Here is an 18,242-nt window from a genome sequence, read left to right on the forward strand (position 1 = left end):
CCGTGAGACGCATGTCAGTGAGCAAGCACGTGAAGCAGGCGGCCGGCCGGCGGGGCCACTGGTACGGCCGGGGCAAGTACGCCTTCCTGCCCTGGCTCATCATGGGCGCGGGCGCGTTCTCCCACGTGCTCCAGGGCAAGGCGGGCAACCCGTGGCTGAGCAGCGCGGCCCTGCTCGTCTTCAACTCGCTCTACATCTCGGTCGTCTTCTCGGCCTTCGCCCCGCGCTTCCCCCGCCACCGGCTCCCTCCGCTGCTCGCGCTCGCGGGCATGACGGCGGTGTCCTTCGCGGTGGCCCTCGCGTACGGGAGCACCTGGACGCTCTTCTTCCCGCTCCTCTCCCTCGCCTCGGGGACCGTACGGCAGCTTCACGGCAGGCCCTTCTTCATCTGGCTGGCCGCGCTGACCGTCGCGGCGGGCCTGGTCTCCTCCTGGCAGAACAGCGCCTGGTACGGCTTCAGCATCGCCTACGGCACCCTCATCTCCGGCCTGGTCGCCGCGGCGGTGCTCAGCCTCTTCGACACGGTCGGCGAGCTGGGCGAGGCCCGCGAGGAGCTGGCGCGGGCCGCCGTGGAGAAGGAGCGGCTGCGCTTCTCCCGCGACCTGCACGACCTGCTCGGGCACACCCTGTCGGTGGTCGTGGTCAAGGCCGAGGCCGTACGCAGGCTGGCGCCCCGCGACCCCGACGCGGCGCTCGCGCAGGCCGCCGACATCGAGGCCGTCGGGCGGCAGGCGCTCACCGAGATCCGCGAGGCCGTCACCGGCTACCGCGAGGACAGCCTCGCCACCGAACTGGACCGCGCCCGCTCGGTGCTGGAGGCCGCGGGCATCGAACCGGTCGTCCGCCAGTCGGGGCCCCCGCTGCCGCCGCAGACCGAGGCACTGCTGGGCTGGGTCGTGCGGGAGTGCTCGACCAACACCGTCCGCCACAGCGAGGCCTCGCGCTGCGAGATCGACGTCCACGCGGCCGACGACCGGGTCCGCCTCGCCATCACCGACGACGGACGCGGCCCGGGCCCGTCGGGCGCGTACGGGGGTACGGCCGACGCCGTACGGGCACTCGGCGGCACCGGCCTCAAGGGGCTCGGCGAGCGGCTGGCCGCGACCGGCGGCACGCTGGACCACGGACCCGACGGGCGGCGCGGCTTCCGGGTCGTGGTGGAGTTGCCGGTGGACACTCCCCCGGGCCCGCCGCAGCCCGCGGGCTGCACGGAGGGCGGGAGCCCCGCGTCGGACACGAAGGAGGCGGCCCTGTGATCAGGGTCCTGCTGGCCGAGGACCAGGGCATGATGCGCGGCGCGCTGGCGCTCCTGCTGGATCTGGAGGACGACATGGAGGTCGTCGCCCAGGTCGCGGCGGGCGACGAGATCGTCCCCGCGGCGCTGGAGCACACCCCCGACATCGCCCTGCTCGACATCGAACTCCCGGGCCGCAGCGGCCTGGACGCCGCGGCGGAGCTGCGCCAGAAGCTGCCGGGGTGCGCGGTGCTGATCCTCACCACGTTCGGCAGGCCCGGCCATCTGCGCCGGGCGATGGAGGCCGGGGCCTCCGGCTTCCTCGTCAAGGACCGTCCCGTCGAGGAGCTGGCCGTCTCGATCCGCCGCGTCCGGGACGGCGAGCGCGTCATCGACCCGGCGCTCGCGGCGGCGGCGCTCAGCGCGGGGCCCAACCCGCTGACGCAGCGCGAGCGCGAGGCGCTGAACGCCGCGGTGGACGGCGCGACGGTCGCCGACATCGCGGACCGGCTGAGCCTCTCCCGCGCCACGGTCCGCAACTACCTGTCCTCCGCGATCGGCAAGACCGGCACCCGCAACCGGATGGAGGCCGTGCGCGAGGCCCGCCGGAACGGCTGGCTGTAGGCGCTATTTCCGCCCCGTGGAACGCGGCAGCGCGACGAGCATGAACAGCACGCAGACCGCCAGCACCCCGGCGCCCACCTGGAACGCCCGGGCGTAGCCCGCCGCCAGGGCCTCCGGCGTCTCCTCCCCCGCGATACGGGAGGCCGCCGCCGTCGACAGCACGGCCAGGCCGAGGGCGCCGCCCATCGTGCGGGCCGTGTTGAACAGCCCCGAGACCAGGCCCGCGTCCCCCGGCTCCGCCCCCGCCGTGGCGATCGACGCCAGCGGCGTCGCCGCGAGCCCGGCGCCGAGCGCCATCACGATCCCGGGGCCGAGCACGGACCCCGCGTAGCCGCCCGAGGCGTCCATCGTGCCCTGCCACAGATAGCCGAGCCCGGCGAGCGCCGCGCCGGTCATCGCGAGCGAACGGGCGCCGACGCGGGCCATCAGCCGGGGCGCGAGCTTGGAGCCGAGGACGATGCTGAGCGAGTGCGGGACGAGGGCGAAGCCGCCCTGGAGCGGGGTGTAGTCGAGGACGTTCTGGGTGTAGAGCGCGAGGAAGTACCACATCGCGAACATCGCGAGGCCGTTCACGAAGATGGCCACGTTCGCGGCGGAGACCGTGCGGCGGCGGAAGAGCCGCAGCGGCACGAGCGGCGCGGCCGTACGGGCCTCGACGGCCACGAACAGGCCCAGCAGCGCGAGCCCGCCGAACAGCGGCAGCAGCGCGTCCGGCGCGGACCAGCCCGCCGACTCGGTCCGCACGATGCCGTACGCGACGCAGCCGAGCCCCGAGGTCACCAGCAGCGCGCCGGGCACGTCGAGGCGGCGCCGGGCCCCGCCGTCCCGGCTCTCCGCGAGCCACAGCGCGGCGCAGACCAGCACGAGCGCGCCGACGGGCACATTGATGAGCAGGACCCAGCGCCAGGAGAGCGTGTCGGTCAGCACGCCGCCGACGAGGCCTCCGGCGGCGCCGCCGCCCGCGCCGACGGCGGTCCATGTCCCTATGGCCCGCGTCCGCGCGGGGCCCTCGGGGAACGAGGTCGTCAGGATCGTCAGCGTCGCGGGCGCCAGCACGGCGGCGCCCATGCCCTGCACCGCGCGGGCCGCCAGCAACTGCCAGGGCTCCTGGGCGAGCCCGCCGGCCAGGCTGGCGGCGGTGAAGAGGGAGAGGCCGACGAGGAACATCCGCTTACGGCCGTAGAGGTCCGCGGCTCTGCCGCCGAGCAGCATGAAGCCGGAGAACGCGAGGGTGTACGTGTTCACCACCCACTGGAGCCCGGTGCCGCTCAGGCCGAGGTCCTCCCGCATCGACGGGAGCGCGACGTTGACGACGGAGACGTCGAGCACCACGAGGAACTGGCCGGCGCAGGCCGCCAGCACGACTGCCCATAGGCGGGGTGTCTTGGCTTCGCCGGATATACCGGTCTCCGAGGCGACGGGGGCAGTCATGCCCGCCATAATCCCACCACGGATACGAACACTTCTGGGCTCGCCCCTTCAGGGGCGAGCCCGATGTCGGGGCTTGCCCCTTAACGGGCGCGGGGAACTGCGCGCCCAGCCACGGCGCAGCGGCAGCCTGCGAAGCACAGCCCGGGGCAGCCCGAACCCGGCCCTCATATCCGCGCGCCCGGCGAAGAGGGCTGCGCTTGCCAACCCTGCTCCCCCAAGCTCTTCGAGCAGGGGGCACCCCCAGTGGCAGACTTCCCAAGCACAGTGGGGCGAAGGGCGAAGCAGTTACGCCCTCCTCAGCACAGTCACTATCGCCGCGCCGCCCAGGCCTATGTTGTGGGCCAGGCCCACACGCGCACGCGGCACTTGGCGGGGGCCCGCCTCGCCGCGGAGGTGCCAGGTCAGTTCGGCGCACTGGGCGATGCCGGTCGCGCCCAAGGGGTGGCCCTTGGAGATGAGGCCTCCGGAGGGGTTGACGACCCAGCGCCCTCCGTACGTCGTCGCTCCCTCCTCCACGAGCTTGCCCGAGGCACCCTCCTCGCACATGCCGAGCGCCTCGTACGTCAGGAGTTCGTTGACCGAGAAGCAGTCGTGCAGCTCGATGACGTCGACGTCCTCGATGCCGAGCCCGCTCTCCTCGTACGCGGCACGCGCCGCCGCACGCGACATCGGGCGGCCGACGACATCGACGCACGAGCCCGAGGCGAACGACTCCGCCGTGTCCGTCGCCATCGCCTGCCCGGCGATCTCGACGGCCCGTTCCTCCAGGCCGTGCGCCCGCACGAAGCGTTCGGAGACGACGACGGCCGCCGCGGCGCCGTCCGAGGTCGGCGAGCACTGCAGCTTGGTGAGGGGCTCGTGGATGGTCCTGGACGCGAGGATCTCCTCGCGGGTCCACACGTCCTGGAACTGCGCGTAGGGATTGGCCGCCGAGTGCCGGTGGTTCTTCTCGCCCACGGCGGCGAGCTGCTCGCGCGTCGTCCCGTACCGCTCCATGTGCTCGCGGGCGGCGTTGCCGAAGATCTGCGCGGTGGGCGGCGTCATCTCGAAGCCGTGCCGGGCCGCCATCACGCCGTAGTGCCGCGCCACGGGCGACGTGGAGAAGTCGCCGTCGCCCGAACCTCCGCCCAGCGCCCCCTTCTTCATCTTCTCGAAGCCGAGCGCGAGCACGCAGTCGTTGAGCCCCGAGGCCACGAACTGGCGGGCCATCATCAGGGCCGTGGAGCCGGTGGCGCAGTTGTTGTTGACGTTGTAGACGGGGATGCCGGTGAGGCCCAGCTCGTAGACGGCGCGCTGGGCGGCGGTCGAGGCCTGGTGGCAGTGGCCGACGGGGGCCTGTTCGACCAGGCCGTACGGGATCCCGGCGTCGGCGAGCGCGGCCTCGCCCGCCTCCCTGGCCATGTCCCAGTACTGCCAGTCCCGGGACTCGGGCTTCTCGAACTTCGTCATGCCGACGCCTACGAGGAATGCCTTGCCGGTCATCCGTACCTCCGGGGTGGGGAGTGCGGGTCAGTCGATCAAGGGGCGGGGTTCAGGGTCCCTGGGGAGGCCCAGGAGGCGTTCGGCGACCACGTTGCGCTGGACCTGGGTCGTGCCGCCCGCGATCGTCAGGCAGCGGGACATCAGGAAGCCGTGCAGGGCGCGTTCGCCGGGGCCCTCGCGCAGGGCGCCCTCGGGGCCGAGGAGTTCGAGCGTCAGCTCGGCGAGCTTCTGCTGGTGCGGGGTCTGGACGAGCTTGCGGATGCTGGCCCCGGCGCCGGGGTCGAGGCCCTCGACGCGCTGGAGCGTGGTGCGCAGCCCGACGCAGGCGACGGCGTGGGCTTCGGCGGCGAGGCCGCCGATCCGCTCGCGCACCGTGTCGTCCACGGCCGCGTCCACGCCCGCGTCCGCGTCCCGCGCGCGGGCGATGAGCGCCTCCAGGCCGGTGTCGAAGGCGACCTGGTCGGCCATGTGGACGCGCTCGTTGCCGAGGGTGTGGCGGGCGACCTTCCAGCCGTCGTCGACCTCGCCGACGACCGCGTCGGCGGGGAGCAGGACGTCGTCGAGATAGACCTCGTTGAAGAGCGCGTCGCCCGTCATCTCCTTGAGCGGGCGCACGTCCACGCCCGGGGTCTTCATGTCGAGCAGGAAGAAGGTGAGGCCCTTGTGCTTCGGCGCCCCGGGGTTCGTACGGGCGAGGAGGATGCCCCAGTCCGACCACTGGGCCGCCGACGTCCACACCTTCTGTCCGTTGATCCGCCAGCCCCCGTCGTCCGTGCGCTCGGCGCGCGTACGGAGCGAGGCGAGGTCGGATCCGGCGCCGGGCTCGGAGAAGAGCTGGCACCACAGGACGTCGCCGCGCAGGGTGGGGCCGAGGTGGCGGTCGCGCTGGGCCACGGTGCCGTAGGTGATCAGCGAGGGCACGACCCAGGTGGCGATGCCGAGGTCGCTGACCTTGATCCCGGCGTCCCTCATCTCCTGCTGGACGGCGAGCTGTTCGACGGGCCCGGCGCCGAGGCCGTAGGGGGCGGGGAGGTGCGGGGCCGCGTAGCCGGTGGGCGCGAGGGCGCGGCGCGCGGCGCGGGGGTCGAGGCCGCGCGCGGGGGCGAGGGCCTCGCGGGCCCGTTCGCGGTACGGCTCGGCGGCGGGCGGCAGCTCCATCCGCAGCTCGCGACGGGCGCCTGAGGCGGCGAGGCGGGCGGCACGCAGCCGGTGCGCGGCCCCGGTGCCGAGGAGCTGCCGGGCCACCAGGGCACGGCGCAGATAGAGATGGGCGTCGTGCTCCCAGGTGAAGCCGATGCCGCCGAGGATCTGCACGCAGTCCTTGGCGCACTCGTACGCCGCGTCCAGCGCGGCGGAGGCGGCGAGCGAGGCGGTCAGCCCGCGCGCCCCCTCGGCCCCCGCCCCTTCCGTCCCGGGCCCGGCGTCCCCGGCCCCCTCCTCGCCTGCCGCGCGGGCGGCATCCCAGGTGAGGGCGCGGGCCTGCTCGACGCGGACGAGCATGTCGGCGCACAGGTGCTTGACCGCCTGGAACTGCCCGATGGGGCGCCCGAACTGCTCGCGCGTCTTCGCGTACTCGGTCGCGGTCTCCAGCGCCCAGGCGGCGACGCCGCAGGCCTCGGCGGAGAACAGGACGGCGGCGAGGTCCCGTACGAGCGCGCTGTCCACCCCGGAGCCGTCGAGCACCCGCCAGGAGGGGACGAGGGTGCCGTCCGCGCTCACCTCGGCGGTGGGGCGCAGCGGGTCGGCGGAGCCGTGGGCGCGGACGGTGAGCCGGCAGGCGTCGGGCGCGAGCCAGACCGTGCCGTCCGGGGTCGCGGCGGGGAGGATCACGAGTCCCGCCTGGGCCGCGCCGAGCACGGGCGGGGACGTGCCGTCGAGCACATAGCCGCCCTCCTCCCCCGCGACGCCCGTCGGGGTGGCGGGCACGGCGGTCAGCTCGCCGGGCTCCAGGGCGACGGCCCCGACCGACCCGCCGCACGCGAGGTCGACGGCCGGTCCGTCCAGGCCGCCCCTGTGCGCGAGTTCGGCGGCGAGGACGTGCGGGAGGAAGGGGCCGGGCAGCGCGGCCCTGCCGGTCTCCTCCAGGACGACGGCGAGGTCGAGCAGCGAACCGCCGCCCCCTTGGGAGTCCTCGGGGACGTGGAGCCCGGCCAGCCCCTGCTCGGCCAGCGCGTCCCAGTACGCGGGCCGCTCCCCGTCCAGGGGCCGCTCCTGGTCCGCGGGCGGCTCCCCGGGGGCGCCGGACGGGGCGTCCAGCAGCTTGCGCCTCTCCTCGGGCGGCACGGCGCGGGCCAGCCATCCGCGCACCGACTCGGCCAACTCCCGCTGCTCCTGCGTGATCCCGATGCCCATGCGGGGCACAGTAGAACACGTTTCAGTAAGAGGGAACCCGCGTCCTCGGCCGGGCGCGCGCGGGTGGGCCTCCGGAGACCGGCGGCGTGGCGTTCTTCACACGCCGGAGGTCTCCGGAGGCCCGTACCCCCGGGGACCGGCGGCCGGGGGAGCGCGTCCGGCGCGCCTTCCGGCACGATGACTCCCATGACGACGACTGCATCCGCCGCACGCGCCGAGGGGCCCGGCGAGCCCGGACCCGGACCCGATCCCGCCACGTTCGCCGCGTTCGAGAAGGCGAAGGGCTTCATGCCCGTCGACGAGGGCCTGGCCCTGTATGCGGCGGCGCGGCAGGCGGGGGCGCTGGGGCTGCCGCTGCTGGAGGTCGGCACGTACTGCGGACGTTCGACACTGCTGCTCGCGGACGCGGCGCGCGCCGCGGGTGTGACGGCTCTCACCGTCGACCACCACCGGGGCAGCGAGGAGCAGCAACCGGGCTGGGAGTACCACGATCCCGAGGTCGTCGACCCGGAGGTGGGCCGGATGGACACGCTGCCGACGTTCCGCCGCACGCTCCACGCGGCAGGCCTTGAGGAGCACGTCGTCGCGCTCGTCGGCCGTTCGCCGCAGGTCGCGGCCGTGTGGGGCGGGCGGCTCGGGCTCGTGTTCATCGACGGCGGACACACCGACGAGCACGCCACCGGCGACTACGAGGGCTGGGTGCCGCATCTCGCGCCGGGCGGGCTGCTGGTGATCCACGACGTGTTCCCCGATCCGGCGGACGGCGGACAGGCGCCGTACCGGATCTTCCTGCGTGCCCGGGAATCCGGTGATTTCGAGGAGACATCCGTCACGGGCTCGCTGCGCGTGCTCACCCGCAGGCCCTAGCATCGCCACTCGTGTTCAACGGAAGCCGTCTCGGCGGAACCCTGATCGTCGTCCTCGCCGCACTCGTCCCCACGTGTTTCGCGGGGTGGCTGGTGTGGCAGTCGCTGAACGGCTCGGGAGAGCCCTCGGAGAAGACCTCGGCCGCGCCCGCGCGCTCGGGAGAAGGAAATGGAGAGGACGCGGGGGACGGGGAGAAAAGGGACGGGAAGCCGGGCGGGAAGTCCGGCGGTAACGGCCGGCACAAGGAGCCCCCGGAGAGCGAGGAGCCCCTCACGGGGATGACCGTGGTGCTGGACCCCGGTCACAATCCCGGTAACAGCGAACACGTGGACAAGATTTCGCGCCGCGTCGATATCGGCACGGCGAAGAAGGAATGCGACACCACGGGCACAGCCACCAATTCCGGTTATCCGGAGGCGAAGTTCACGCTGGACCTCGCGCGCCGCGCCCGTACCGCGCTGGAGGCCCGCGGGGCCCGGGTGAAGCTCACCCACGAGGGCGACGTGCCCTACGGGCCGTGCGTGGACGAGCGGGCCCGGAAGGGGAACGAGGCGAAGGCCGACGCCGTCGTCTCGCTCCACGCGGACGGGGCGCCGAGCGGGAGCCGGGGATTCCATGTGATCCTTCCCGCGTCGGTGCGCGAGGGGGAGGCCGACACGCGCCGCATCACCGCCCCCTCCCGCCGCCTCGGCGGTGACCTGCGCGACGCCTTCCGCGAGGCGACGGGCGAGCGCCCCGCCAACTACCTCGGCGACGGCGAAGGGCTGGACACGCGCGGCGATCTCGGCGGTCTCAATCTGAGCAAGGTCCCCAAGGTGTTCCTCGAATGCGGCAATATGCGGGACGCGCGGGACGCTTCCCGGCTCACTTCCGCGAAGTGGCGTACGAAGGCGGCAGACGGGATCACCCGGGGGATCGAGGCTTTCCTGACGGCGAACCGGTGAGAATCGGTGAGATCCGGTGAACAGGAAACCAAGAAGCGAACCCGCCGGACCGGCCCGTAGTGTCATCCGTACGATGGGGTGCTCACCCCCGGCAGACCATGACCATGACGAGACCGACTAAGGACCCCACGTGAACATCCGCTCGCTCACGCGAGGCGACGGCGCGGTGATTGGAGCAGCGGTGCTGCTGTTCATCGCCTCGTTCCTCGATTTCTACTCCGCCGACTGTGACGGCGCCCCGTCGGACATCTGCGACAAGATCGAGATGCCCAACGCCTGGGACACGGACAAGCTGCAACTGGTTCTGCCGTCGGTGTTCCTCATCGGCATCATCGCCGCCGGCCTCATCGTCGGGGGCCGCTTCCTGCCGGAGGGCCGCAAGGCCGGCGCCCTGACGCTCCCGCAGTGGGGCACCGCGCTCGCGGTGGCCTCCTTCTGGTCCGCCGTGTGGGCCCTGATCGTCACGCCGGAAGGCGGCGGTGTCGGTATCGGCGCGATCCTCGCGCTGCTCGCCACCCTCGTCCTCGGTGCCGCGGCGGCCGCAGGCCCGCTCATCCCCGCCCTCGCCGCGCCGCTGCTGGGAGCGGGGGGCCCGCAGCCTGCGCCCGGTCCGTTCCAGGGCGGCCCGCAGCAGGGTGGCTACGGCTACCCGGGTCCGCAGCAGGGCCAGCAGCCGGGTCCGTTCGGCGGCCCGCAGCAGGGTCAGCCGGGCCAGCCCGGCCAGCCCGGCCAGCCCGGCCCGTTCGGCGGTCCGCAGCAGGGCCAGCCGCAGCCGCAGCAGGCCCAGCAGCCGCAGCCGGGTCAGCCCGGTCCCGGCGCCCCGGGCCCGCAGGACGCGAACTTCCAGCCGTTCTGGTTCGCCGTCCCGGTCGCCCGTCCGCTCTTCGCCGAGGACGGTTCGCCGCAGCCGGTGGCCGAACTGGCGCCGGGCACCTGGTACCTGGCGGTCGAGCAGCGCGGTCAGGCACTGGTCGCCCAGACGCAGGACGGCCGCCGCGGCGTCCTGCAGGACACCTCGGGCATCCAGCGCGGCTGACGCGCACGGAGTCCCCGCTCGGCCCCTCGCCCTTCCGGGCGGGGGGCCGTTCCCGTACGCTGACGCCCCGTCAGCCACCGCCGAAGGGACCCGGCATGCGACTCGGCCTCGCGCTCGGCTACTGGGGCCGCGGCCCCGACCCGCGCCACCTCGACCTCGTCCGCGAGGCGGAGGACCTCGGGTACGACTCGGTGTGGACCTCCGAGGCGTGGGGCTCCGACGCCTTCACGACGCTCACCTGGATCGCCGCGCACACCTCCCGTATCCGGCTCGGCACGGCGATCGTCCAGATGGCCGCGCGCACGCCGACGGCCACCGCGATGCACGCCCTCACCCTCGACCATCTCTCGGGCGGGCGGCTCCTGCTGGGCATGGGCCTGTCGGGCCCGCAGGTCGTCGAGGGCTGGTACGGCCGCCCGTTCCCCGCCTCGCCGCTCACCCTCACCCGGGAGTACGTCGAGGTCGTACGCCAGGCCCTGCGCCGCGAGGCCCCGGTCTCGGTGTCGGGGCGCTACCACTCGCACCCGTACGAGGGCGCCGACGGCACGGGCCTCGGCAAACCGCTGAAGCCGATCACGCATCCGCTGCGGCCCGACGTCCCCGTCCTGCTCGGTGCGGAGGGGCCGAAGAACATCGCCCAGACCGTGCGTATCGCCGACGGCTGGCTCCCCCTCTACTGGTCGCCCGAGCGGGCCCACCTGTACGAGCCGGCGCTGGCCGAGGCGGCGCCGGGCTTCCTGGTCGCGCCCCTCGTCCGCGCGGCCGTCTGCGACGACGTCGCGGAGGGGCTGCTGCCGGTGAAGGCGATGCTCGGCTTCTACGTGGGGGGCATGGGCCACGCCACGCGGAACTTCCACGCCGACCTCATGGGGCGCATGGGGTACGCGGAGGAGGCGGGCCTCGTCCAGCGGCTCTTTGCCGAGGGCCGCCGGGATGAGGCGATACGTGCCGTGCCGGATGCTTTCGCGGACGAGATCTCTCTGGTGGGGCCGAGGGGGCGCCTCGCGGAGAAACTGACCCACTGGCGAGCGGGCCCCGTAACAGACCTCCTGGTAACCTCCCCGGACCCCAAAACGCTCCGAGTCCTGGCAGACCTGAACTAAGCCCGCCCAATACGCCGGGGCTTGGCCCCCTCAGGGGCGCGAGCCTGTATTCGATGTGCGGCTCCACCTCACATCGGGCCTTGCCCCTTCAGGGGCGCGGGGAACTGCGCGACAAGCCACGGCGCAGCCGCAGCCTGCAATGCACGCAGCGGGGCAGCCCGAACCCAGCCCAGAAGTCCGGGGCACCCGGCATGGGGGCTGCGCTTGCCGGCCCTGCTCCCCCAAGCTCTTCGAGCAGGGGGCACCCCCAGTGGCAGACCTCCCAAGCTTCGCGGGAGGGAGAAGCGCAGACCTCCCAAGCGAAGCAGGGAGAAGCGGGGAGAAGCAGGGGCCTGCCCCGGCTGGGGCGCGCGGACCTCCCAAGCGCAACAGGAGGAGGGGCGGAGAGAGGTCAGCAGCAGGATGGGGTGAGGCCTGGGGGGAGGGCCGTGCCGGTGAAGACTTGGGCCGTGGCATCGTCTCCGCCGAGCGCGGCAACCGCGAGAAGGAGGGACCCGGCGGTCCAAGCCGTACGCTCGCGGGGCCAGATCGCGTCGTCCTCGAAGACGTACCCCGTCCAGTACATGCCGTCGTCGGCGCGCAGGTGCTGGATCCACTGGAGGATGGACAGCGCGCGGTCCGACTCGCCCACGGCCCACAGCGCGAGGGCCAGCTCCGCGCTCTCGCCGCCCGTGACCCAGGGGTTGGGGACGACGCAGCGCACCCCCAGCCCCGGTACGACGAAGCGGTCCCAGCCCTCCTCGATGCGGGCCTTGGCCGCGGGGCCGCGCAGGGCGCCGCCGAGGATCGGGTAGTACCAGTCCATCGAGTAGCGGGACTTGTCGAGGAAGCGCTCGGGGTGGTGGCGGATCGCGTGCCCGAGGAGACCGACGGCCAGCTCCCAGTCGAGCTGCGGCTCCTCCCGGTGCTCGGCGAGCGCCAGTGCGCACCGCAGCGCCTGGTAGACGGAGGACGAGCCGGTCAGCAGCGCGTCCTCGCAGGCGGTGCCGTCGGGCTCGCGCTTCCAGCCGATCTGCCCGCCCGGCTGCTGGAGGCGCAGCACGAACTCGACGGCGGCCACGACCATGGGCCACATGCGGTCCGCGAACGCGTCGTCGCCCGTGGAGAGGTAGTGGTGCCAGACGCCCACCGCCACGTACGCGCAGAAGTTGGACTCGCGGGCCCTGTCGGTCGGCGCCGACGCGTCGCCGTCCGCGTAGGCCGCGTACCAGGAGCCGTCGGGCAACTGGTGTTCGGCCAGCCAGCGGTAGGCCGCCTCGGCGCGGGCGTGCTCGCCCGCGGCGTCGAGCGCCATCGCGGCCTCGACGTGGTCCCAGGGGTCGAGGTGGTGGCCGCGGAACCAGGGGATCGCGCCGTCCTCGCGCTGCTCGGCGGCGATCCCGGCGACCGTACGGGCCGCTTCCTCGGCGGTGAGGACACCGGCCAGGACCAGCCGCTCCGTCCTGCCGGGGCTGGTCACTTGGCGTCCGGGGCTGCGGACGCGGGCAGGTGCGGCTTCGTCGCGTACGCCACGAAGCTCTTGCCTATCAGCGGGTCGAGCGCCCGCTCGGCGAGCCGCGTGGCCAGGGGCTTCTTCATGATGTCCCAGACGAGCAGCTTGTGGTACGCCTTGACCGGCAACGCTGCGTCCTCACCGTCACGGTCCACGCCGAACGCGCACTTGAGCCACCAGTACGGGGAGTGCAGTCCGTGCGCGTGGTGCGTGCCGTACGGGCGGAGCCCGGCCTCGCGCATCTTGCCGAGGAGTTCGTCGCCCCGGTAGATGCGGATGTGGCCGCCCTCGACCTCGTGGTACGCGTCGCTGAGGGCCCAGCACACCTTCTCGGGCCCGTAGCGCGGGACGGTCACGGCGATGCGGCCGCCCGGCCTGAGGACGCGCACCATCTCGGCGAGGACGCCCTTGTCGTCGGGGATGTGCTCCATGACCTCGGAGATGATCACGACGTCGAAGCTGTCGTCGGGGAAGGGCAGGGCGAGGGCGTCGCCCTCCATGGCGGTGGCGGTGGCGCCCTCGGGAGCCTCCCCCGCCTCCTCCATCGCGGCGAACCAGGTGGCGACCTCGCGGATCTCCTCGCTGTTCCGGTCGAGGGCGACGACGCGGGCGCCGCGCCGGTAGCACTCGAAGGCGTGCCGCCCTCCGCCGCACCCCAGGTCGAGGACGCGGTCGCCGGCGGCGAGCGGGAATCGGGCGAAGTCGACGGTCAGCACGGGGGTCAGCCTTCCGGAGGGAGCCAACGAGGGGCGGGGCGGGGCGGGGTGGGGTGGGGGGCGTACGGGCGGTCGTTCGGTCAGCGGCCTTCGGCCACGGCGGGGGCCACGTCGGCCGCGGCCGGTGGCCGCGCCACCGGAGCGGGCGCGGGGGCCACGCCCCCGGCGGCCATCGCGGCGCGATACCGCTCGACGGTCCCGATCGCGGCCCGCTCCCATGTGAAGCGGGACAGCACCCGCTCCCGCCCGGCGGCCCCCAGCCGCGCCCGCAGGCCGTCGTCCCCCAGCAGCCGTACGAGCCCGGCGGCGAGCGCGCCCGCGTCGCCGGGCGGCACGGCGAGGCAGGTCTCGCCGTCGGGCCCCGCGACCTCGGGGATGGCGCCGCCGGTGGTGGCCAGCAGCGGGGTGCCGGTGGCCATGGCCTCGGCGGCGGGCAGCGAGAAGCCCTCGTAGAGCGAGGGGACGCAGGCGACCTGGGCGCCGCGCACGAGGGAGGCCAGCTCCGCGTCGCTGATGCCCTTGACGAACTCGACGGCGCCGCCGAGCCCGTACTCCTCGATCGCCGTCGCGACCGGCCCCTCCTCGGGGCGCTTGCCGACGACGACGAGATGGGCCCCGGGGTGCTCGGCGCGGGCCTTGGCGAGCGCCTCGATCAGGTGCACGAGGCCCTTGAGCGGGACGTCGGCGCTGGAGGTCGTCACGATCCGGCCGGGCACCTCGGGCACGGCGGGGTCGGGCGAGAACAGCTCGGTGTCGGCGCCGATGGGCACCACGTGGACCCGGTCCGGGCGCACTCCGAGGTCGTCGACGATCTCCTGGCGGGAGGAGCCGGAGACCGTGAGGACGCTGGGCAGGCGCCGCGCGACGCGCTTCTGCATGCGCGTGAACCCGTACCAGCGGCGGACGGAGGAGCGGCGGCGCCAGCCCTCCGCGGCGTCGAGTTCGAGGCGGCGGTCGACGGTGATGGGGTGGTGGATGGTCGTGACGAGGGGCGCGCCGAGCACGCGTGCGCCCCCGAGCAGTCCGTACCCGAGCGTCTGGTTGTCGTGGACGACGTCGAACCGGCCCTTGCGCGCGGCCAGGTGGCGGCGGGCGCGCAGCGAGAAGGTCAGCGGCTCGGGGAAGCCGCCGGTCCACATGGTGCCGACCTCCAGGAGATCCACCCAGTCGCGGTACTCGTGCGGCTTGGGGGTGCGGAAGGGGTCGGGCTGCCGGTAGAGGTCCAGGCTGGGCAGCTCGGTCAGGGTGACGCCCTCGCCGACCGCGTCCAGCACCGGATACGGCTGCGCGCCGATGACCTCGACGGAGTGTCCGAGCCGGGCCAGCTCGCGGGAGAGATGGCGGACGTAGACACCCTGGCCGCCGCAGAAGGGGTTGCCCTTGTACGTCAGCAGCGCGATACGCAGCGGACGTTCGCGTACGGCCTCTGCGGTCACTCGCGGCCCCCTTCATCACTGCGCTTCCGGCGGAGCGTAGCCGCTCGCGCTAACCTAGAACAAGTTTCAGGATTGACAAGGCTCACCAGCGCTCACGGGGTCTTGCCGTCCACCGGCTAAGAATTTACCGGCCAGTCACTTCCGGCGAGCGGCCGGAAGCGGTGATTCGCGCCACCCCGGGGCCGACTGCCACAATGCACGGCTCTCGGCAGGCTGAACCCCGCAGAGCCAGTCACGGAACGGGACCTATGAGGACAGACTCGACACCGTCGGTACAGCCGGCCTCCCCGCCGCTGACCGAGCGGCAGGAGGCGCGCCGCCGCCGCATCCTGCACGCGAGCGCGCGGCTGGCCCGGCGCGGCGGCTTCGACGCCGTGCAGATGCGCGAGGTCGCCGAGACCTCGAACGTCGCGCTCGGCACGCTCTACCGCTACTTCCCCTCCAAGATCCATCTGCTGGTCGCCACCATGCAGGACCAGCTCCAGCAGATGCACGAGACCCTGCACAAGCGCCCGCCGTCCGAGGAGGGCGCGGCGGCCCGGGTCGCCGAGACGCTGATGCGCGCCTTCCGCGCGATGCAGCGCGAGCCGCATCTCGCCGACGCGATGGTGCGGGCGCTGACCTTCGCCGACCGCTCGGTGAGCCCGGAGGTCGACACGGTCTCGCGGCTGACGACGACGATCATCCTGGACGCGATGGGCCTGGAGTCGGCGCCGACTCCCGAGCAGCTCTCCGCGGTCCGCGTCATCGAGCACACCTGGCACTCGGCGCTGATCACCTGGCTCTCGGGGCGGGCCTCGATCGCACAGGTGAAGATCGACATCGAGACGGTGTGCCGCCTGATCGACGTGACGGATCCGCGCGGCTGAGCGAAGCAGGGGCGTGGGGCGTGCCGCACGCCCCTCACGCGCGCCCCTCGTGCTCCCCCGTGGCCGGTTCTCGGCCCTCGCGCGACCCTTCCCCGCCCGGTATGAAAGACAGGTACTGAGCGCGCGTCCATAGGCCGGGGGAGGCCGCGGAGGGATGGAAAGCGTGATTCGGGTGCTCATCGTGCACGACCTGAGGCTGCTCAGATTCGGCCTGGCCGAACTGCTCGGCAAGGCCCCTGACATGGCGATCAGGACCACCCCCTGGAGAAAGGCGCTGACCAGCATGCGGGCCTCGCCCGCCGACGTCTGCGTGGTGGACGTCGACTCGGCCGACGGGGCCGAGCTGGAGGAACTGGCCGTGCCGAGGCGCACGGCGCAGGCTCCGCCCGGCAGACTGCTGGCGCTGGCCAGCGCGGACCACCCCGGGGCACTGCGCCGGGCGCACGCGGCGCGGGCCCTCGGGTACGTCGACAAGAACGCCACACCCGAGGTGCTGCTCACCGGCGTGCGCCAAGTGGCGCGCGGCGAGCGGTTCGTGGACGACGCGCTGGCCGTGGCGTTCCTGCGGGCCGAGGACGTGCCGCTCACGCCGCGCGAGCTGTGCGTCTTATCCGTCGCCGCCGAGGGGGCCTCGATCGCGGAGATCGCGGACAGGCTCAGCCTCTCCGACGGCACGGTGCGGAACTACATGTCGGCCATCACCCGCAAGACCGGGGCCCGCAACCGCATCGACGCCATCCGTATCTCCCAGGGGGCGGGCTGGCTGTGACGATCCCTGGCCGGGAGAGCCCGGCCGTGAAGACCAGATTCCGGTCAAGTCGCGGTAGAGGGGGGAATGTTCGGCCACCTCCCGGTGCGTGCCCGTGACGGCGTGCGTCCCGTCCAGGACCAGCACCCGGCCGGCCCGGCGCGCGGAGCTGAGGCGGTGCGCGACGACGATCAGCGTGCCGCCCTCGCGCCGCGCGAAGGCCCGTTCGGCGCGCTCCTCGGCGGCCGGGTCGAGGTGGCAGGTCGCCTCGTCCAGCACGGCGAGGGGCGCGGGCGCCAGGTGGGCCCGGGTGAGCGCGAGCAGTTGGCGCTCACCCGCCGACAGGGCCCGGGGATCGACCTCGGCGTCCAGTCCGCCGAGCCGGGCGACGAGCGCGTCGGCGCCGACGGCTCGCGCCGAGGCGTGGACCTCGTCGTCGCCGCGCGGCCCGTAGTACGTGAGATTGTCGCGGACGCTGCCGCCGAACACGTACGCCTCCTGCGGGATCAGCACCCTGCTCGCCGCGGGCGCCGGCGCGGCGGGCACGCCGCCGACGAGGATCTCCCCGTCGCGGGGCTCCAGCAGCCCGGCGGCGAGCAGTGCGAGCGTCGACTTGCCGATGCCGCTCGGCCCCACGACGGCCAGCCACCCGCCGTGCGGGACGACGAGATCGAGCCCTTCGAGAACGGGCTGAGCGCCGGGCCCGTACGCGAAGGAGACCCCGCGTGCCTCAAGTGCGGGGACGTCGGCGCGTCCGGCGTCCCGGCGAGGCGCCCGCGGCTCCGGCGAGGTGGCGGCCGTTCCCGCGCCCGGGTCGGCGATCCGGGCCGCGCCCGGGTCCGGGGCTGCGGGGTCCGGGGCCGAGTCCGGGGCTGCCGGGCCCTCCCCCGGGCCCGGAGCCGAAGGCGTTCCGGACGTTCTCTCGTGCGTGGGGGCGCCCGTGTCGCGGGTCAGGCGGCCGATGACGACCGTCAGCCGGGCGCCCGCGCTGCCGAAGCCGTGGACGAGGCTCTGGAGCGCGGGCAGCAGCGCCTGCGTGAGGTACGTGAGCGCCGCCGCCAGGGCCCCGGCGGTGACGCCGCGGTCGAGGAGCCAGGGGGCGAGCACCACCAGCAGCACGACGGGGAGGCGGCCCCCGATGCCGACCGCGAGCGCCCGCGAGACGCCCCAGCGGGCGAGCGAGTCGGCCGCCCGGCGCTCCGCGTCGATCCGCGCCCCGGCCCTGTCCCGTACGGACTCCTGCGCGCCCGCCGCCGCGACGTCCCGCAGCCCGCCCGCCGTCACGCCCAGCTCCTCCGCCAGCTCCTCGTCGGCGACCAGGAGTTCGCGCTGGCGGCGGGCGAGCGGGCGGAGCGTGCCGAAGAAGAGCGCGAGGCCGAGGAGCAACGGCGGCAGGACGACCAGGAGCAGGGGCGGGGCGAGGGAGGCGAGGCCGACGAGCGCGCCGAGCGCCGTGAAGACGAAGGAGCGGGCGACCATCACGACACCGGCGAAGCTGTCGCGGGCGATCTCCACCTGGTGCGTCAGCCGCGAGACGACGGCGGTGTCGCCCGTGCCGTCGCGCAGCGCGGCGCCCAGGCCGCGCGCGACGACCCGGCGTACGAGCAGGTCCCGGAACGGCTCGGCGAGCGCCGCCAGCGCGCGGTAGACGCGGGCCGTGCCCAGCGCGCCCACCAGGGCGCCGAGACCGGCGACGCCCAGCCAGGCGAGCCCGGTCGCGGTACGGCCCGCGAGGAAGCCGTCGTCGAGGGCCCTGGCCAGCGCGTATCCCAGGGCGAAGGTCTGCACCGACTCCAGCAGCGACCACCCCGCCAGCGCCGCGACCGCCCGGCGCCGCCCCCGCAGAAAGCGGAACCCGGCCCTGACCGTGCCGCCGCCGCGCGTGCCGTCAGCGTCAGCCATGCGTGG

At 74.0% G+C, this 18,242-nt stretch carries 14 protein-coding genes and 1 pseudogene; 8 read left to right on the plus strand and 7 right to left on the minus strand.

The features are described from left to right. Positions 1–11: 11 nt before the first annotated feature. Positions 12–1,256, plus strand: a complete 1,245-nt coding sequence (locus ABD343_RS24910) for a histidine kinase (RefSeq protein WP_344531553.1) — start codon at positions 12–14, stop codon at positions 1,254–1,256. Beyond that, entirely contained in the window at positions 1,253–1,858 is a 606-nt protein-coding gene (locus tag ABD343_RS24915) for a response regulator (RefSeq protein ID WP_344531554.1), read from the plus strand. The genes ABD343_RS24910 and ABD343_RS24915 overlap by 4 nt, the downstream gene beginning before the upstream one ends. Positions 1,859–1,861: 3 nt before the next feature. On the opposite strand, the gene ABD343_RS24920 is transcribed toward ABD343_RS24915, so the two are convergent. From ABD343_RS24920 to ABD343_RS24930, 3 genes are all read right to left on the minus strand, one after another. Further along, positions 1,862–3,289 (minus strand): MFS transporter, encoded by a 1,428-nt coding sequence (locus ABD343_RS24920; protein ID WP_344531555.1) that lies wholly within the window; start codon positions 3,287–3,289, stop codon positions 1,862–1,864. Between the two features lie 285 nt (positions 3,290–3,574). Then, positions 3,575–4,771: a lipid-transfer protein gene (locus ABD343_RS24925; RefSeq protein WP_344531556.1), complete on the minus strand. Its 1,197-nt coding sequence runs from the start codon at positions 4,769–4,771 to the stop codon at positions 3,575–3,577. A gap of 27 nt (positions 4,772–4,798) precedes the next feature. Next, on the minus strand, positions 4,799–7,123 hold the full coding sequence (locus ABD343_RS24930) for an acyl-CoA dehydrogenase family protein (RefSeq protein ID WP_344531557.1): 2,325 nt from the start codon (positions 7,121–7,123) through the stop codon (positions 4,799–4,801). Positions 7,124–7,309: 186 nt separating this feature from the next. On the opposite strand from ABD343_RS24930, the gene ABD343_RS24935 reads away from it, so the two are divergent. The 4 genes from ABD343_RS24935 to ABD343_RS24950 all read left to right on the plus strand — a co-directional run bounded on the left by ABD343_RS24935 (position 7,310) and on the right by ABD343_RS24950 (position 11,073). Beyond that, on the plus strand, positions 7,310–7,990 hold the full coding sequence (locus tag ABD343_RS24935; RefSeq protein WP_425578262.1) for a class I SAM-dependent methyltransferase: 681 nt from the start codon (positions 7,310–7,312) through the stop codon (positions 7,988–7,990). Between the two features lie 11 nt (positions 7,991–8,001). Further along, positions 8,002–8,934 (plus strand): N-acetylmuramoyl-L-alanine amidase, encoded by a 933-nt coding sequence (locus ABD343_RS24940; protein ID WP_344531558.1) that lies wholly within the window; start codon positions 8,002–8,004, stop codon positions 8,932–8,934. A 130-nt stretch (positions 8,935–9,064) separates the two neighbouring features. Then, entirely contained in the window at positions 9,065–9,970 is a 906-nt protein-coding gene (locus tag ABD343_RS24945) for a DUF5336 domain-containing protein (RefSeq protein WP_344531559.1), read from the plus strand. 95 nt (positions 9,971–10,065) lie between these two features. Further along, positions 10,066–11,073: an LLM class F420-dependent oxidoreductase gene (locus ABD343_RS24950; RefSeq protein ID WP_344531560.1), complete on the plus strand. Its 1,008-nt coding sequence runs from the start codon at positions 10,066–10,068 to the stop codon at positions 11,071–11,073. Positions 11,074–11,464: 391 nt separating this feature from the next. Here ABD343_RS24950 and ABD343_RS24955 read toward each other — a convergent pair whose 3' ends face one another. The 3 genes from ABD343_RS24955 to ABD343_RS24965 all read right to left on the minus strand — a co-directional run bounded on the left by ABD343_RS24955 (position 11,465) and on the right by ABD343_RS24965 (position 14,717). Then, complete coding sequence (locus ABD343_RS24955) at positions 11,465–12,532, minus strand: prenyltransferase (protein ID WP_344531561.1); 1,068 nt, start codon at positions 12,530–12,532, stop codon at positions 11,465–11,467. Then, the gene (locus ABD343_RS24960) at positions 12,529–13,281 is read right to left on the minus strand and encodes a class I SAM-dependent methyltransferase (protein ID WP_344531562.1); all 753 of its coding nucleotides are present in this window, start codon (positions 13,279–13,281) and stop codon (positions 12,529–12,531) included. The genes ABD343_RS24955 and ABD343_RS24960 overlap by 4 nt, the downstream gene beginning before the upstream one ends. Before the next feature lie 80 nt (positions 13,282–13,361). Beyond that, on the minus strand, positions 13,362–14,717 hold the full coding sequence (locus ABD343_RS24965; RefSeq protein WP_344531563.1) for a glycosyltransferase family 4 protein: 1,356 nt from the start codon (positions 14,715–14,717) through the stop codon (positions 13,362–13,364). 248 nt (positions 14,718–14,965) lie between these two features. On the opposite strand from ABD343_RS24965, the gene ABD343_RS24970 reads away from it, so the two are divergent. Together ABD343_RS24970 and ABD343_RS24975 are read left to right on the plus strand one after the other, a co-directional pair. Further along, complete coding sequence (locus tag ABD343_RS24970) at positions 14,966–15,586, plus strand: TetR family transcriptional regulator (protein WP_344531564.1); 621 nt, start codon at positions 14,966–14,968, stop codon at positions 15,584–15,586. A 283-nt stretch (positions 15,587–15,869) separates the two neighbouring features. Next, positions 15,870–16,271: pseudogene (locus ABD343_RS24975) on the plus strand (LuxR C-terminal-related transcriptional regulator); the annotation flags it as partial. On the opposite strand, the gene ABD343_RS24980 reads toward ABD343_RS24975, so the two are convergent. Continuing rightward, positions 16,194–18,236, minus strand: coding sequence for an ATP-binding cassette domain-containing protein (locus ABD343_RS24980; protein ID WP_344531565.1), 2,043 nt, complete (start codon positions 18,234–18,236; stop codon positions 16,194–16,196). The pseudogene ABD343_RS24975 and the gene ABD343_RS24980 sit on opposite strands and share 78 nt — an antisense overlap. Positions 18,237–18,242 lie beyond the last annotated feature (6 nt).

It is taken from the genome of Streptomyces albiaxialis, assembly GCF_039530985.1.
Taxonomy (GTDB): domain Bacteria; phylum Actinomycetota; class Actinomycetes; order Streptomycetales; family Streptomycetaceae; genus Streptomyces; species Streptomyces albiaxialis.

What these genes read in the sequence shown, in the direction of transcription:
- ABD343_RS24930 (WP_344531557.1), bottom strand. Translation starts at nt 7,123, where the DNA reads ATGGGCATCGGGATCACGCAGGAGCAGCGGGAGTTGGCCGAGTCGGTG.
- ABD343_RS24925 (WP_344531556.1), bottom strand. Translation starts at nt 4,771, where the DNA reads ATGACCGGCAAGGCATTCCTCGTAGGCGTCGGCATGACGAAGTTCGAG.
- ABD343_RS24980 (WP_344531565.1), bottom strand. Translation starts at nt 18,236, where the DNA reads ATGGCTGACGCTGACGGCACGCGCGGCGGCGGCACGGTCAGGGCCGGG.
- ABD343_RS24920 (WP_344531555.1), bottom strand. Translation starts at nt 3,289, where the DNA reads ATGACTGCCCCCGTCGCCTCGGAGACCGGTATATCCGGCGAAGCCAAG.
- ABD343_RS24950 (WP_344531560.1), top strand. Translation starts at nt 10,066, where the DNA reads ATGCGACTCGGCCTCGCGCTCGGCTACTGGGGCCGCGGCCCCGACCCG.
- ABD343_RS24935 (WP_425578262.1), top strand. Translation starts at nt 7,310, where the DNA reads ATGACGACGACTGCATCCGCCGCACGCGCCGAGGGGCCCGGCGAGCCC.
- ABD343_RS24910 (WP_344531553.1), top strand. Translation starts at nt 12, where the DNA reads ATGTCAGTGAGCAAGCACGTGAAGCAGGCGGCCGGCCGGCGGGGCCAC.
- ABD343_RS24970 (WP_344531564.1), top strand. Translation starts at nt 14,966, where the DNA reads ATGAGGACAGACTCGACACCGTCGGTACAGCCGGCCTCCCCGCCGCTG.